Source organism: Silvibacterium acidisoli, from assembly GCA_022870745.1.
Taxonomy (GTDB): Bacteria; Acidobacteriota; Terriglobia; order Terriglobales; family Acidobacteriaceae; genus Silvibacterium.
Map to the genome: position 1 here is coordinate 3,833,968 of CP085323.1, position 14,296 is coordinate 3,848,263.

Below are 14,296 nucleotides of genomic sequence, written 5' to 3' on the forward strand. Positions count from 1 at the left end.
TGCGTTCCAACCGGCACGGCTGAAGCCGTGCCCTGCTTTTTTTAAGAAGCCCTTTCACGAGCCTAATGAAAATACTTCTCGTCTCCAACTACGCGCCTGACGGCCAGCAGAGCATGTTGCGTTATCCGGAGTGGTTGCGTCGCGGCGTCGGCGCGCTTGGCCACGAGGTAGAGATCGTGCAGCCGCCGGTGGTCTTCGGCAAGATGGTGAAGGGGCGGGGCGGTCTTGGCAAGTGGATCGGTTATGTGGACAAGTACCTCGTCTTTCCTCGCCTGCTGCCAGGCAAAGCGAAGGGGTTCGACCTGGTACACATCTGCGATCACTCGAACTCGATGTACCTGAAGGCCACCGGAAAGACTCCGTCCATCATTACGGCACACGATCTTCTTGCGGTGCGTTCGGCGCTGGGTGAGTTTCCCCAGAACCGCACGGGCCGCTCGGGGCAGGCATTGCAGCGCTGGATCCTGCGCGGGCTGGCAGGCGCGAAGCACGTCATTTCGGTTTCGGAAAAGACGAAGCAGGATCTGCTGGCGCTGATCAGGACGCGGCCCGAGGTCTCGGTCATCCACCATTCGCTTAACTGGAAGTTCGAGCCGGCAGCGGGTGAAGAAGTTGCCGCGGTCCGGCGATCGCTGGGCATCGCCGATGGCGAAGAGTACCTGCTGCATGTAGGCAGCAACCAGTGGTACAAGAACCGGGTCGGCACGCTCGAGATCTTCGCGGAGCTGCGGAAGTATCCGCGTTTCAGGAACGTGAAGCTGGTAATGGCAGGCAAGCCGTGGACGCAGCCGATGCGCGATCTCAATGTAGAAGGCGCAATCGAGATGGTCACGCCCTCGAACGAGCAGATTCGCGCGCTTTACTCGGGCGCGATGGCGTTTCTCTTTCCGTCGCTTGAAGAGGGATTCGGCTGGCCGGTGCTGGAGGCGCAGGCCTGCGGTGCTCCGGTGATCACCAGCAACCGCGCTCCGATGACAGAAGTAGCAGGCAGTGCGGCGCTGCTGATCGACCCTGCCGATCCGGAAGGCGCTGCGCAGAAGATCGCTTCGCGGCTCGACGCGGAGCCCGATCTGCTGGCTCGCCTGCGCGAGGCGGGTTACGAGAACCTCAAGCGTTTTGGCGAGGAGCAGGTGATGGAACGTTATGCGGCCGCATACGAGCGCGCAGTGGCGAGAGCTCACGGTGCGGAACGGCGGGCGGGGGTCTAGTTTGTGTAAGCCCATCCATGACGATAAGACCGTCATGGATGGGGCACCCGTATTGCTGAGGTAAGATATCGGCATGCGGCACGCGATCATATGGTTAGCAGGCTTCGTGCTGGTATCAGCGTTGCTGGGCTTGTCCGTTCGCATGGAACTTCGTCGTCGGCCTGTTTCATCCTTCCTGCTCGCGGAAGTTGCGAGTCTTCTCCTCAGCATCCTCTGGTAGATCGTGATTGTTTGCAGTGGCTAAAGCCGCATTTATTCTGCTGCTGTTCGGCACGGCTGAAGCCGTGCCCTGATACAAGGCAAACCAGATCTTACGCAAGCAACGCTGGCCGTCGTACCGCTGTTCGCCGTCCGGCCGAACGGTGCAAGGCTGGCCGCTTCACCGCTACACTGTACTCATGGACATCAAGCGTGTAGGATCGCAGCCTTCTTCGAAAGGCCCTGCAGACTGGTTCACCGGGATCGTCTGGATCACTCCTCTTTTTCAGGCTCCTGATCCGGCTCTTATCGCCGGTGCGAGTGTGACCTTTGAGCCTGGAGCGCGTACTGCGTGGCATACGCATCCGCTTGGGCAGACGCTCATCATCACGGCAGGTTGTGGATGGGTGCAGCGCGAGGGCGGTCCGGTCGAAGAGGTGCGCCCCGGAGACGTAGTATGGTTTGCGCCGGATGAGAAGCATTGGCATGGCGCGACGGCCACGGTTTCGATGACGCACATCGCTCTTCAGGAGCGGAAGGATGGCAAGGTTGTCGACTGGCTGGAGCAGGTGAACGAGGAGCAGTATCGCGGGTAGCACGGCAGGCATCTGTTCGATTCATCACCAAGTAATCGCCACCGTGCAAACTTGCTCTCATGATTCCCGCACGCCGACTCGTCCTTGCCTGCACTGCTGTCTTTGCTGCCTTTACGCTGCACGCACAGCAGGAGAATCCCTTCACGACCCTTATGCGCGAGGCCGCCGCGCACGCTGCACAAAATCATGCTCCCGTGCCTGTACTTTCGCCGATCGATTTCTCGATCGTTACGCTTGCTGAGACAAAGCCGAACCAGGTGATGGTCGATGTGCCTGCGCTGCATGCGATGGGCATAAAGGTCGTGCCGTGGACGACCAACGATTCCGAGTCGATGCGCCGTATCATTCGCACCGGCGTCGACGGACTTATCACCGACCGGCCTGACCTGCTGCGCCGTGTGCTTCGCGAAGAGATCAATAAAGCCACCGGCGCCGAGCGCGAGCGTCTGGAGCACTTCGATGTTTCCGCTCATCGCGGAGGCCGCCGCCTGCGTCCTGAGAACACGCTGCCTTCGTTCGAGAGCGGGCTCGATCAGTTCTCGACCACGCTCGAGACTGACACCGGCGTATCGACGGATCATGTTTCGACCATCTGGCACGACCAGTTCTACAATCCCGAATCCTGCCGGCGCGCCGATGGCCAGCCTTACACGATGGAGAATCGCGTCTACCTTGGCGATATCTCTTCGACCGATGCCGCGAAGACCTTCATCTGCGACAAACTGCGCATTCCGCTCGACCAGACGAACGACCTCGACCTGTCGCCTGTCTCCGTTGCCTTCGCGAAGAAGGAAAGCATGATCAATCCTTATGCCGCGACCAATGTCGATCAGCTCTTCCGCTTCGTTGACTTCTACGTGGAGTACTACCGCAGCGGCCCCGGAAAGAATCATCCTGAAGCCAAGCGCCGCGCCGAGAACGCCGCGCATGTCCGCTTCAACATCGAGACGAAGATCATGCCGGACATCAAGCCCAACGAAGGCATGCAGTTCCCGAGCACCTTCCGAGGAGAGAAGTTGCCGAAGGAACTTTTCGCGCCCAACCATACCGTCGGTCCCGATGTGTTTGTCGAGACGCTGGCCGGCACCATCATGCGCCATCACATGGAAGGCCGCGCCGAGATTCAGAGCTTCGACTTCCGCACGCTGCAGTTAGTCGAAGAGAAGTATCCGAAGATCCCGACCTATTACCTCACACAGGACGCGGCGCTCTTCTATACCAGCTTCCTGCCGGCAACACTTCGCCTGAAGGCGCAGTAACAAATGTTCCGCCCATGGCGATTTTTGTCATGGGCGGAACATCGCAATACAGAATGCGGCTCATATCCAGGAAGCCGGCCGGGCTGTTTGATATTTCGGTAAATCTATCCTCTACCGCAGCGGATTTCACCAGGCTCGCGCATCAAAGTATCAGTACCGATTCATCAGTCCTTTGGAGCATCGTTGGAACCGCGTTCGATCATTCATGTCTTTGGGGAGCCCATAGAAATTCTGGTTTCCAGCACCGACTCGAACTACACCATGTGCGTTGCCATGCAGACCTCGCCGCCCGGCGGTGGACCGCCGCCGCACAAGCACGATCGCGAAGAAGAGACCTTTATCGTACTCGAAGGCGAGTTTGAATTCTTCGATCGCGATAAGTGGGTGCCTTTCAAAAAGGGAGACACGCGCTTCTCGCTGCGCGGTACCTATCATGGCTTCCGCAACGTGGGATCGACACCGGGGAAGATGCTCTTCGTGACAAATGGCGGGGGGCTCGATGAGTATTTCGCCCTTATCTCCAGGCTCAGGCTGCCCGATGACATGGCCCGGCTGATCGAGATCAGCGACAACTTCGGCTACCACTATCTGCCCGCTCCCGAATAGACCCGATAGCTACTCAACCGTGACACTCTTCGCGAGATTCCTCGGCTGGTCTACGTCGCAGCCTCTTTTTACAGCGATGTGATAAGCGAGCAGCTGCAGGGGAACAACTTCCAGCATGGGCAGCAGGAGCTCCGGCGCGGCAGGGATGTGAATGGTGTGCTCCACCAGTTGCTGGATCTCCGTATCGCCTTCTGTAGCGATGGCGATCACGCGGCCGCTGCGCGCCGTAACCTCCTGGATGTTCGAGAGGGTCTTTTCATATTTGAGGACGCTGGCCGGATCGGCCGGGTCCTTCGTGGCGATACACGCGACCGGCAGTGTCTCATCGATGAGCGCATTAGGTCCGTGCTTCATCTCGCCGGCGGGATAGCCCTCAGCGTGAATGTATGAAATCTCTTTCAGCTTTAGCGCGCCTTCAAGCGCGATCGGGTAATGAATGCCGCGGCCGAGGAAGAGGAAATCGCGCGCGGTCGAAAACTCCTTCGCGAGGTGGGCGCACTGATCGTCGACGGAACGGAGAGTGTCTTCGAGCTTTTGCGGAATCCTGGCTAACTCGTCTACGTAGTGCCGGGATTGCGTTTCGGTAACGAAGCCGCGTTCCTGCCCGAGGTAGAGCGCCAGGGTGAAGAGCGCGGCGAGCTGCGCAGTGAAGGCCTTGGTGCTGGCCACTCCGATCTCCGGACCCGCGTTTGTGGTGATAACGCCCTGTGCCTTGCGGGTGATCGCCGAGCCGACGACATTGCAGATGGCAAGCGTGGGCGTGCCTTTGGAGATCATCTCCAGCTGAGCGGCAATGGTGTCGGCGGTTTCGCCTGACTGCGTAATGAGCAGGCCGAGCGCCCCGGGGATGGGATCGCGGTAGCGATATTCGCTGGCGTAGTCCACATCGACGGGGAGACGCGCCAGGCGCTCGATCATGAACTTTCCTGCGAGCCCCGCGTGCCACGAGGTGCCGCAGGCGGCGATGGTCATAGTCGCCGCCTGTTGCAGAAACGACTGCGAGATGTGGAGGTCGGGCAGGTAGACGCGGCCCGAGTCGAGCGAGACGCGGCCCAGCGTGGTGTCGCGGACTGCGCGGGGCTGCTCGTTGATCTCCTTGAGCATGAAGTGCTTGTAGCCGGCCTTTTCGGCCTGGATAGGATCCCATGTAATGCGCTGCGGCGTGCGCTGGTGCGGAGCGCCTTCGAAGTCGGTGAACAGGACCCCCGAGCGGGTGAGAACAGCAACCTCGCCGTCGTTGAGAAAAACGATATCGCGGGTGTGATGGAGGATGCCGGGCACGTCTGATGCGAGAAAGTATTCGCCCTCGCCGATGCCGATTACAGCAGGCGGTCCGGAGCGTGCGGCGACCAGCTTGTCGGGCTCGCGCGCCGATAGCACACCGATCGCGAAGGCCCCGCTGAGGCGCTTCACGGCGCGGCGCACGGCCTCTTCGAGCGGGATCGAGGATGGGGGCGAAACGACAATGGCCTCAGCGGTATTCGCGGCGGTGGTAGTGGCATCGGTTCCATTGGTGTCAGCCGCGTTGTGGCGGGCTATTTCCAGCTCGTCTTCGATCAGGTGCGCGATGATCTCGGTATCGGTTTCGCTGGCGAAGCGGTGGCCGCGTGCCATCAACTGTTGCTTGAGGAGGAGATAGTTCTCGACGATGCCGTTGTGTACGACCACCAGGGAGCCGCTGCTGTCGCGGTGCGGATGCGCGTTCTCCTCGGTTGGGCGGCCGTGTGTGGCCCACCGGGTATGGCCGATGCCGTAGGTGCCGTGCAGCGGCCGTTCCAGAAGAACCTTCTCCAGGTTGCCAAGCTTGCCGGGTGCGCGGCGAACCTCGAGCAGCGAAGGATTTTGCGCGCTGCCCGCGACTGCAATTCCAGCGGAGTCGTAGCCGCGATACTCCAGCCGGCGCAGCCCTTCGACGATAAGCGGAACGACTTCCTTGGGACCGATATAACCGACGATTCCACACATGAGGATGAGTCTAACGCCGGGAAACGCAAGGTCAATGAAAAGATGGGGAGTTTTTACGCCTTCGCTGCTATTTGGATGAAGGGGATTTTGACGCCGGCGCAGGCTGGATGACCAGCCATGCGACGAAGCCACTCAAGGCGGCAAGACCCGTCGCGATCCAGATCACTGCACGGTAACCGCTCAGGAAGGATGCGGTGACCGCTTGCTGCACTCTCGAATCGGGATTGTGCATGGCTGCAAGCTGAGGGCGCGCGGCGTCGATCAGGGTACGAGCTTCGGGGCTCAATGCCAGTTGTGCGAGGCGCCCGTCCAGCGAGCGATTGAAGATCGTGACCAGGATCACTCCGAAGACCGCGACCGCCAGCAGGGAAGCGAGGCGGGAAACCGCGTTGTTGATTCCCGAGGCCAGTCCTGACTCCGATTCCGGAACGGCGTTCATCACGGTCGTAGTGAGAGGAGCAACGCTGATGGTCATGCCCAGACCCATGACTACAACCGCAGGGAAGAATGAGGTCCAGTAGCTGCCGTTCTGCGGAGCGAGCGCGAAGAGAGCGACGCCGCAGGCTGCGACCAGGGGCCCAACAGTAAGCGGAATCCGCGATCCATAGCGCGCAACCAGGCCGCCGGTCCAGCGCGACAATCCAAACATGATGGCGATGAATGGCAGAAACGCCGCCCCTGCTTCAGTCGCCGTATAGTGCTGGATCTGGATGAGGTCCATGGGAAAGAAGAACAGCAGGCCGCCGAGAGCCGCATAGAGAAACAGTGTCAGCAGGTTGGCGCCGGTGAAGTTGCGCGACCGGAAGAGTTCGAGCGAAACCATGGGGGATCGGGACCAGTGCTCGACGGCCACAAACGCCATCAGCGCGACCGTGCCTGCAACGGCTGCGGGCACAACGCCGTGGCCGCCATGGCGAGCACGTGCAGGCCACTCGATCAGTGCATACGTCAGGCCGCCAAGTCCGAGCGTCACCAGCAACGCTCCCGGCCAGTCCACGCGATGCGAGGCGTTTTCGTTACGGCTCTCCGGCACTTTGGCAGAAAGCAGGATGACCGCGAGAGCAAGCGGCAGATTCAGGAAAAAGACCCAGCGCCAGGTGGAATATTCGATCAGCCAGCCGCCGATGACCGGGCCGATGGCTGCGGTGATCGCGGAGAATCCTGACCACGTGCCGATCGCCTGTCCTCTTGTCTCCTCGGGAAAGTAGGCTGTGATCAGCGCCAGGCTTCCGGGCACCAGCAGGGCTGCTCCCACACCTTGAAACGAACGTGCCCAGATCAGCATGCCGATGTTTTGCGACAGGCCGCACCACGCAGAGGCCGCGGCAAACATGGCGACGCCAAAGACGTATATCCGGCGGCGGCCGAAGATGTCTCCAAGGGAGCCGCCTACGAGCAACAGCGCCGCCAGCATCAGGGCGTATGCTTCCACCACCCATTGCACATCGGCAATCGAGGCGTGCAGAGCATTCTGCAGGGCGGGAAGCGCGACATTGACGACTGTTCCGTCGATAAATGCCATGCTCGATCCGAGGATGGTGGCGGCGAGCACGATGCGTCCGCCTGCCTGTGTGTGCGAGCTGTCATTGCGCATGTATCGAACCTCGGGGAGACTCCATCCATCATCCTGCTCAACAGTTGAAAAGTATAAGCGGCGTGCCTGCGGCTGGGCTTTCCGCCGGGCGCCCATGAATGTGCAAGGGGTAAGATCTCTGCGTGCCTGCGGAATCGATCATCCGGCGCACTTTACAAATGTGGGATACCGCATCCCCCATTTGTGTAGTAGCCGCCGGTATCTCCTGAGCCGATACTCAGATGCTGTGAGGCGCAGTACTGCCAATGAAATTCACTGCCAGGTTTACCGGTCGTTTCCCTAATGCCTTTGCTCCCCGCTGCTACCACTGCATGCGGACACTCCGCCTTCAGGAGCAGATCTCATCCGGCTACTGCGACATCGACTGCAAGGTCGAAGCGATGCTGAACCAGAGCGATCCGGTAATGGCAAGAGCAGCCGACGCGCAGCACGTGCCGCAGGGAAAAGCGGCCTGCCATCAACATCTCCCGTTGACCGGCAGGGTAGCGCAGGCGTTGAGCACGCCAGCGTGGCATTTGCCATTCCGATTCTGACAGCATAAGCGTTCCCATTTTTGGACGACTTCAGCCGCTAAGGGAATTGTTCCTCGCTGGCAGGCAACCTCTTCGAGCTGTCTTTTGGCGCGAGTGGGAGCCACGATCCGCATCATAAGACTGATGCCGGAAGCAATTGCCGCGATCCGGACTTAGTGTGAAGGCGGAGGCAGAAACCATGCTCGTTTCAGCAGCTCTCGAAAAGATCGCAAATTTTGCAGATAGCGAAGACGCAGCCCCGTTCCTGGGGATGTCACCGGGGCGGCGTACCATCGGGGAGTTGCGCGTCGCGCTCCTGAAAGCCGCGCCGAACGACCTGGTTCAGCCCACTGCAAATGGAGACGATTTTGAATTCGTTTCGGGGCCGGGCAGCTGATTGCAGGGGCGGGCACCAGCCCGGAAAGGTTCCCAGTTGGCACAGGCGTCCTCTTGTGTTACGACAGCCATAGCCGACAGGCCAGGCCCCGCCTTGCATTGATGGAATGACGGAAATAGGATGGGGATGTTGCGAGTTACTAAGTTAGAGATAACTTGTGCGCTCCCTCGTATCTCGATACTTATGTTCTCTGGCTATCTGATTTGATCGATAGGAATCGGAACGGGCGGGGCACATGGTGGTAGATGAACAGGATCTGCTAAGGTCTTTGAACCTGGGCGAAATAGTGCCCTATTACCAGCCGATGAGGGAGTTGCGAACCGGGCGGCTGATGGGTTTCGAGCTTCTTGCGCGATGGAGCCATCCGACAGAAGGTCTCATCCTGCCGGCCATATTCATATCGATGGCCGAAAAGGCCGGTCTTCTACCAAGGCTTACAGAGCAGGTACTGGCAAGCGCCTTCCAATCTGTCGGGGATTTATCCGAGTCGGTGATGTTAGCCGTGAACATATCTCCCATGCAGTTACGCGATCCGGATCTTCCTTACCAGCTTTTCAAAGCCGGTGAAGAAAGTGACTTCCCGCTAAGCCGCCTCGTGGTCGAGGTAACGGAAACGGCTCTTGTCGACAACCTGGACCTGGCTACGGAGATCACGCGGAAGCTCAAGCGCATGGGATGCAGCATCTTCCTGGACGATTTCGGGACCGGCTATTCGAGCCTTGCTCATCTCCAAACGCTATATTTCGACGGCCTGAAGATCGATAAGAGCTTTGTCAACGGCATCACGCGGGTACGGGAAGACCGGAAGATCGTGGCGGCGATCATCGGGCTGGGGCAGAGCCTCGGTATCACCACCATTGCGGAGGGAATCGAGACAGAGGAGCAGGCCAGTATGCTTCTCTACCTTGGCTGCGACATGGGGCAGGGATACCTCTATGGGCGGCCGTTGCCCGCATCCGGAATCTCTGGCGTCGTCGATGTCGTTGCACCTGTGGCTCCCGCCAGAAACGCCTTTAACAATGATGAAGTGAGCCTGCTCAGCCTTGGATCCTTCCCAATCGAGAGGGCTGCTCAGCTGCATGCAATTTACGATGGTGCGCCCGTCGGGCTTTGTTACCTCAGCAGGGAGCTTCGCTACATAAGCGTCAACCGGCGCTTCTCGGAGATCGAGGGAGCCGCCATCCTGTCCATGATCGGGCGAACCGTAAAGGAGGTTTTCCCGGACCGGTTTTCCCTCTACGAGCCTTACCTTCGCCGCGCGCTCGGCGGCGAAGCTTTACGAGGCTTCGAGCTGACGAGGCCCGCCCTTCATGCAGGAGATCCGAACCAGGTCATCCTCTTTTCCTGCGAGCCTGCACGGGACGAAGCGAATGTGGTCATCGGGCTCAGCCTTGCCGTGATGGACATTACGGAGCGAAAGCAGCGAGAGCAGGAACTGAAAGAGAGTGAACTGCGCTTCCGCACCATCATCGATCTGAACCCGGAAACCCCATGGATACTGGACAAGAACGGAAACATCATCGAGATAGGAAGCAAGTGGGAAAAGGTGACCGGCTTCACACGCGAGGAGGTTCTCAATCGCGGATATCTCGACACGGTTGTCGATGAAGACCGCGAGGGCGTCATCGAGATCATCCAACACTGCCTCAGTACCGGGGAGCCCATGGACTTCGAATGCCGCGCGACTCGCTTCGACGGAAGCGTGTTTTGGATACGACTCCGCGGCAAGGCAGTGTTGGACGATGCCGGCAAAGTCTGGCGCTTCTACGGAAGCACCGAGGACATCGACGAGCTCAAGAGGCTCCGCGAAATGGTGAAGGCTTTCACCGCGCGAAGCGAAGGACACGGCTGATAGCCCGGTCAACAAATGGCTGCCGGTCCCATCCGTGACGATGACACCATCACGGACGGGTGACCCGGCCTGAATGGGCTAAGGTTGCGCGGCCTGTGTGGCCGTAGCCGCGTAGATGTCGACATTGTCTTTATCGACTCTCGCTGTCCCTGTATCGACGAAGACCGGAACCGGCGAGAACGTATCTACGCCGTAGTCTGTTCCCATGCCCTTGAGCTGCGAGTGATGTAGCTCGTCGAGCGCCTTCAGCCCGTAGTAAGCCATTGTGTAAGGCTTCTGCGCGATCGTGGCGTCGATCACGCCCTTCTTGATGAGCTCCAGAGTGTCGGGGTCCACGTCCATGGCGACCAGCAGGCGGTCGGTCGCCTTGTCTCTTTCGAGAATCTCCGCCACGTCCTTTCCTGCCGAAGCTTCAAGGCAGACGAAGGCGTCGATTTTGTTGGCTCCCGTCTGCGCCAGGTATTGCGGTGTCTTGTCCATGGCATTGCCGGAGTCGCCCTTGATGTTGAAGATCTCCGCCACTTTAATGCCCGGATGCTCCGCAAAGACTTCCATGTAGCCGTTCATGCGCTCGTCGAGGTTGGGCTGGCCCGGCATGGTGAAGAAGACCACGTTCCCCTTGCCGTGTAGCCGTTCCGCTACGCGCTCTCCGCCCAGCCGGCCGGCTTCGCGGTTGTTGGTCCCGATGAAGAAGATGCGATGGCTGTGCGGCGCGTCCGAGTCCATGGTGATGACCGGAACGCCCAGGGCGAGCGCCGCATCGATCTGCGATTGCATGGTCGAAGCATCGGCCACGGAAACGAGAATGCCGGCTGGTTTCGTGGCCGCGGCCTGATCGAATGCCTGCGATTCCGCCGCGGCATCGTAGTTGTTTGGGCCGACGATCTTTGCCGTTACATGGTACTCGGCCGCAGCTTTCTCAAACCCCATCGCCGCTGTCTTCCAATAGGGCAGGCTCAGGTTGTTCGATACGAGGTAATAAGTTTCTTTGCTGGAGTGGCGCCTGCAACCGCCGAGCAGGAGCAGAGTAAGGGACAAGGAAACAATCCCTGTGCGAAGAACTTTCTGCATAAGATCCTCCCACGATAGAAACGCCAGGCTGTGGCCGGCTCAGGGAATCTCAACAGGGTGGGTCGGTCTGCGCAGCAAAGGGCGCGGCTGAATTCTACTCCTTAGGCAGGTGACTCATTCAAGCCTGTTTTGATCCGGAATGGGGCCGGCCTGAAAATCCAAAGCTCACGGGCCGTCGCCTGGAATATCCTGAGGTCACTTTCGTTGTGGAGTATGAGCAGTATGAACCGTGTTGCGGTCTATGCACTTATGTCCTTGCTTTGCCTGCCCGGCCTTGGGCAGCCAACCTCCCGGCACGCGACCCCGGAACCCTTGCCGACCGGCCCCATCGCGGTCATCGATACTTCGCAGGGAAGAATTACATGCCGGCTTTTCAGTAAGGAAGCGCCAGAAATAACCGCGAATTTTGTGGGGCTGGCAACCGGAAGCAAGGATTGGAAGGACCAGGCCACGGGGCAGACGATGCATGGCGTTCCGTTCTATGACGCGACAGCAATCATGGGCGCATCCGATAGCATCGTGGCCGGCGATCGCCTGGGAAACCTCAAAGGTGTCGCGGGCGATCCGCTTCCCATGGAGAAAACCGGCCTGACCTTCGATCGCGGCGGACGGCTGGCGATGGCCGGTGTTGACGGAAAAGTCAGCAGTTCGATGTTTTCTGTAACCGCTCACGCAAATATGGAGCTCGCATCCCGTGCGGGAGAAGTGGTCTTCGGGCAGTGTGACGATGCCTCGCAACAGGTTGCGCACGATATTTCGCACCAGCTGTTGGCTACGGATAACCACCCTTCGAGAGCGGTGGCGATTCGTCACATCGCGATCGTGCAGCCGGGGCAGCCGCTGCCGCACATGGCACCGGATGTAGATCCCTTGAATGTTGTTCCGCAGCCTGTGCCGGTGCCAGTGAACCCGATACCGGCCCCGGAGCCTACGGGACCAACAGCCCTGATCAATACAACAGAAGGACGCTTCACCTGCCGGCTCTTCGAAGAGACCCCAAAGGCGACCGGCACCTTTACAGGCCTGGCGACCGGTACGATGGCCTGGCACGATCCCAAGACAAAGGCGTTGATGCATGGCCACTTTTACGAAGGACTCCACTTCAACCGGGTCCTGCCCGACTTCATGATTCAGAACCAGGATTATCCGCACGAAGACCCGCTCAAGGAAGACGCGGGAACGGGCATCAAGTACAGCATCGAGCCGATCGATGGGCTGCTCTTCGATCGCCCCGGACGGCTGGCGATGGCCAACGCCGGGCCGGACACGAACGACAGCGAGTTCTTCATCACGGAAGTCCCCGTATCGCGGCTGAACGCGCATTACACCATCTTCGGGCAGTGTGACGATGCATCCGTGGCATTGGCGCAGAAGATCGCGAATCTTCCACGCGACAAGAACAACCGCCCGCTCAAGCCTGTAACCATCACGAAGGTATCGATCGTGCGAAAGACCGGGCCTGCCGGTGCTGCATCAGCGCCCAGGCAATAGACGGGGCGTCATTCTCCAATTACGTGGAGTACGATCTCCCGCCGATGCGGGCGCACGCGGTGTTCGAAGAGATAAACACCCTGCCAGGTGCCGAGCACGAGGCTGCCGGTCACGATGGGGATCGACAGCTGTACCTGGGTCAGGGCGGTCTTCAGGTGGGCAGGCATATCGTCCGAGCCTTCGTAGTTGTGAATGTACGGCCCATCTTCCGGCGCGATCCGGCTGAAATAAGCCTTGATGTCGTGCTGCACCGTTGGGTCTGCATTTTCCTGGACAAGAAGCGACGCCGACGTATGGCGGCAGAAGACGGTCAGCAGTCCAGTCTGCACTTTTTGGCTCGCGAGCCAATCGTTGATATCGGATGTGAACTCATAAAGGCCCTGGCCACGAGTCATGATCCTCAGTGCATGCACGGACTGCTTCAATCTTCTCTACCTCTGTGAAAAGTGTCGTAAGGATCCATGATAGGCGACTCACGGCTAGGCGACTCAAGCAAGCGTTCCATACAAGCCTGCTATCGGTAGCTTGAGCAGCTGGGGCGAACTTTCATGATGCCGTCCCGCTTTCACACGCATCTCAACCGCTGGAGTGAGGAGAACGGATGAACCGTACGACAGCCGCCCTGACCTGTCTTCCAGTTTTAGCGCTGGCCATCGGCTGCAGGCACCAGGAGTCCCCGGCGCACGCCGCGAGCTTTGAAGATCTCGCCACGGCCGCTATCAATCGCTACTACCAGACCGAGCCCTCGTGCCTGTGGTTCGAACCGGTAGCGCTTTTAAAAGCAGACAAGCCCGATCCGGAGACGCTGCCGGGTCTCGAAGCTTTGGCGGCGCAAGGCCTGGTCTCACGCGCCCAGGGCAGCGGCGGCCCGTATTACAAACTGGCTGTACCTGGCCGGCCATACTTTCGACCCGATCCTGACCGTCCTGGCTATGGAAACCTCTGCTATGGCAAGCCCCACGTGCATGACTTAGGGAAGATCGAGAAACGCCACGACCAGACATTCGGCGATGTCACGGACGTCGAGTACAACGCCGCGCTGAGCAATGCACCGGCCTGGACCGCGGCGCCGGCGATTCGTCAGGCCTTCCCAAAGATGGCGCTGGAACTTTCACAGCCACTGCCGGAGATTGCGACGCTGAAGGATACCGGCCACGGATGGGACGTGGCTGTCGGCCCGGCAAATGCGCTCCCATCCGGTCCCGCGCCCAAATAGACCAGAAGGGAACACATTGGCGGGCAACTGCTATTAAGCCGTCTTTGTAGGGTGCAGTGCGGCGCGAACCTTGTCTACATGCGTGCCGTGGCTGCGGATCGCCTCATGCAGCGCATCGCCCGTCACGCCAAACTCCTTGGACCAGTACGCAATATCAGAGGATAGCTTGGGATTGATGATCTTGGGATCATGCGGGCCCTTGGTCGTTTCTTCGTGGATAGCGTGCGGCTGGTGTTCTTTCGATGCTTGACGATGTTGATGTTCGGACAAAGGAAACTCCTCTCTTCCTGCTCTCTCTGATGGATGAGGAGGCAGAGGGAGAGGATGTCTT

14 protein-coding genes are annotated in these 14,296 nt (G+C 59.5%); 9 read left to right on the forward strand and 5 right to left on the reverse strand.

Features of this window, described 5'->3' with window-relative positions; genetic code table 11:
• Positions 1 to 65 precede the first annotated feature (65 nt).
• The 4 genes from LJD29_RS16040 to LJD29_RS16055 all read left to right on the forward strand — a co-directional run bounded on the left by LJD29_RS16040 (position 66) and on the right by LJD29_RS16055 (position 3,867).
• Positions 66 to 1,208, forward strand: a complete 1,143-nt coding sequence (locus LJD29_RS16040) for a glycosyltransferase family 4 protein (RefSeq protein WP_446742562.1) — start codon at positions 66 to 68, stop codon at positions 1,206 to 1,208.
• Positions 1,209 to 1,606: 398 nt separating this feature from the next.
• Entirely contained in the window at positions 1,607 to 2,002 is a 396-nt protein-coding gene (locus LJD29_RS16045; RefSeq protein WP_446742563.1) for a (R)-mandelonitrile lyase, read from the forward strand.
• Between the two features lie 59 nt (positions 2,003 to 2,061).
• Positions 2,062 to 3,261, forward strand: a complete 1,200-nt coding sequence (locus LJD29_RS16050) for a glycerophosphodiester phosphodiesterase family protein (RefSeq protein WP_446742564.1) — start codon at positions 2,062 to 2,064, stop codon at positions 3,259 to 3,261.
• Between the two features lie 183 nt (positions 3,262 to 3,444).
• Entirely contained in the window at positions 3,445 to 3,867 is a 423-nt protein-coding gene (locus LJD29_RS16055; protein WP_446742565.1) for a cupin domain-containing protein, read from the forward strand.
• Between the two features lie 9 nt (positions 3,868 to 3,876).
• Here the strand turns inward: LJD29_RS16055 and glmS are convergent, their stop codons facing one another.
• Both glmS and LJD29_RS16065 read right to left on the reverse strand, forming a co-directional pair.
• The gene (gene glmS, locus LJD29_RS16060) at positions 3,877 to 5,832 is read right to left on the reverse strand and encodes a glutamine--fructose-6-phosphate transaminase (isomerizing) (RefSeq protein ID WP_446742566.1); all 1,956 of its coding nucleotides are present in this window, start codon (positions 5,830 to 5,832) and stop codon (positions 3,877 to 3,879) included.
• Between the two features lie 67 nt (positions 5,833 to 5,899).
• The gene (locus LJD29_RS16065; RefSeq protein WP_446742567.1) at positions 5,900 to 7,426 is read right to left on the reverse strand and encodes an MFS transporter; all 1,527 of its coding nucleotides are present in this window, start codon (positions 7,424 to 7,426) and stop codon (positions 5,900 to 5,902) included.
• A 245-nt stretch (positions 7,427 to 7,671) separates the two neighbouring features.
• On the opposite strand from LJD29_RS16065, the gene LJD29_RS16070 reads away from it, so the two are divergent.
• From LJD29_RS16070 to LJD29_RS16080, 3 genes are all read left to right on the forward strand, one after another.
• Positions 7,672 to 7,959, forward strand: coding sequence for a hypothetical protein (locus tag LJD29_RS16070; protein WP_446742568.1), 288 nt, complete (start codon positions 7,672 to 7,674; stop codon positions 7,957 to 7,959).
• 178 nt (positions 7,960 to 8,137) lie between these two features.
• Positions 8,138 to 8,335, forward strand: coding sequence for a hypothetical protein (locus LJD29_RS16075; protein ID WP_446742569.1), 198 nt, complete (start codon positions 8,138 to 8,140; stop codon positions 8,333 to 8,335).
• Positions 8,336 to 8,570: 235 nt separating this feature from the next.
• Positions 8,571 to 10,187 carry a sensor domain-containing phosphodiesterase gene (locus LJD29_RS16080; RefSeq protein WP_446742570.1) on the forward strand — a complete coding sequence of 539 codons (1,617 nt, stop codon included), beginning with the start codon at positions 8,571 to 8,573 and terminating at the stop codon, positions 10,185 to 10,187.
• Positions 10,188 to 10,265: 78 nt separating this feature from the next.
• Here LJD29_RS16080 and LJD29_RS16085 read toward each other — a convergent pair whose 3' ends face one another.
• Positions 10,266 to 11,258: a substrate-binding domain-containing protein gene (locus tag LJD29_RS16085; RefSeq protein ID WP_446742571.1), complete on the reverse strand. Its 993-nt coding sequence runs from the start codon at positions 11,256 to 11,258 to the stop codon at positions 10,266 to 10,268.
• 222 nt (positions 11,259 to 11,480) lie between these two features.
• Here LJD29_RS16085 and LJD29_RS16090 point away from each other — a divergent pair, with 222 nt between their 5' ends.
• Entirely contained in the window at positions 11,481 to 12,749 is a 1,269-nt protein-coding gene (locus LJD29_RS16090) for a peptidylprolyl isomerase (protein WP_446742572.1), read from the forward strand.
• A gap of 8 nt (positions 12,750 to 12,757) precedes the next feature.
• Here LJD29_RS16090 and LJD29_RS16095 read toward each other — a convergent pair whose 3' ends face one another.
• Complete coding sequence (locus LJD29_RS16095; RefSeq protein WP_446742573.1) at positions 12,758 to 13,144, reverse strand: secondary thiamine-phosphate synthase enzyme YjbQ; 387 nt, start codon at positions 13,142 to 13,144, stop codon at positions 12,758 to 12,760.
• 206 nt (positions 13,145 to 13,350) lie between these two features.
• On the opposite strand from LJD29_RS16095, the gene LJD29_RS16100 reads away from it, so the two are divergent.
• Positions 13,351 to 13,965 (forward strand): SEN1982 family lipoprotein, encoded by a 615-nt coding sequence (locus LJD29_RS16100; RefSeq protein ID WP_446742574.1) that lies wholly within the window; start codon positions 13,351 to 13,353, stop codon positions 13,963 to 13,965.
• Positions 13,966 to 13,998: 33 nt separating this feature from the next.
• Here LJD29_RS16100 and LJD29_RS16105 read toward each other — a convergent pair whose 3' ends face one another.
• On the reverse strand, positions 13,999 to 14,235 hold the full coding sequence (locus tag LJD29_RS16105) for a DUF3606 domain-containing protein (RefSeq protein WP_446742575.1): 237 nt from the start codon (positions 14,233 to 14,235) through the stop codon (positions 13,999 to 14,001).
• Positions 14,236 to 14,296 lie beyond the last annotated feature (61 nt).

What these genes read in the sequence shown, in the direction of transcription:
- LJD29_RS16090 (WP_446742572.1), top strand. Translation starts at nt 11,481, where the DNA reads ATGAACCGTGTTGCGGTCTATGCACTTATGTCCTTGCTTTGCCTGCCC.
- LJD29_RS16050 (WP_446742564.1), top strand. Translation starts at nt 2,062, where the DNA reads ATGATTCCCGCACGCCGACTCGTCCTTGCCTGCACTGCTGTCTTTGCT.
- glmS (WP_446742566.1), bottom strand. Translation starts at nt 5,832, where the DNA reads ATGTGTGGAATCGTCGGTTATATCGGTCCCAAGGAAGTCGTTCCGCTT.
- LJD29_RS16045 (WP_446742563.1), top strand. Translation starts at nt 1,607, where the DNA reads ATGGACATCAAGCGTGTAGGATCGCAGCCTTCTTCGAAAGGCCCTGCA.
- LJD29_RS16040 (WP_446742562.1), top strand. Translation starts at nt 66, where the DNA reads ATGAAAATACTTCTCGTCTCCAACTACGCGCCTGACGGCCAGCAGAGC.
- LJD29_RS16100 (WP_446742574.1), top strand. Translation starts at nt 13,351, where the DNA reads ATGAACCGTACGACAGCCGCCCTGACCTGTCTTCCAGTTTTAGCGCTG.
- LJD29_RS16080 (WP_446742570.1), top strand. Translation starts at nt 8,571, where the DNA reads ATGGTGGTAGATGAACAGGATCTGCTAAGGTCTTTGAACCTGGGCGAA.
- LJD29_RS16075 (WP_446742569.1), top strand. Translation starts at nt 8,138, where the DNA reads ATGCTCGTTTCAGCAGCTCTCGAAAAGATCGCAAATTTTGCAGATAGC.
- LJD29_RS16095 (WP_446742573.1), bottom strand. Translation starts at nt 13,144, where the DNA reads ATGACTCGTGGCCAGGGCCTTTATGAGTTCACATCCGATATCAACGAT.
- LJD29_RS16070 (WP_446742568.1), top strand. Translation starts at nt 7,672, where the DNA reads ATGAAATTCACTGCCAGGTTTACCGGTCGTTTCCCTAATGCCTTTGCT.
- LJD29_RS16085 (WP_446742571.1), bottom strand. Translation starts at nt 11,258, where the DNA reads ATGCAGAAAGTTCTTCGCACAGGGATTGTTTCCTTGTCCCTTACTCTG.
- LJD29_RS16065 (WP_446742567.1), bottom strand. Translation starts at nt 7,426, where the DNA reads ATGCGCAATGACAGCTCGCACACACAGGCAGGCGGACGCATCGTGCTC.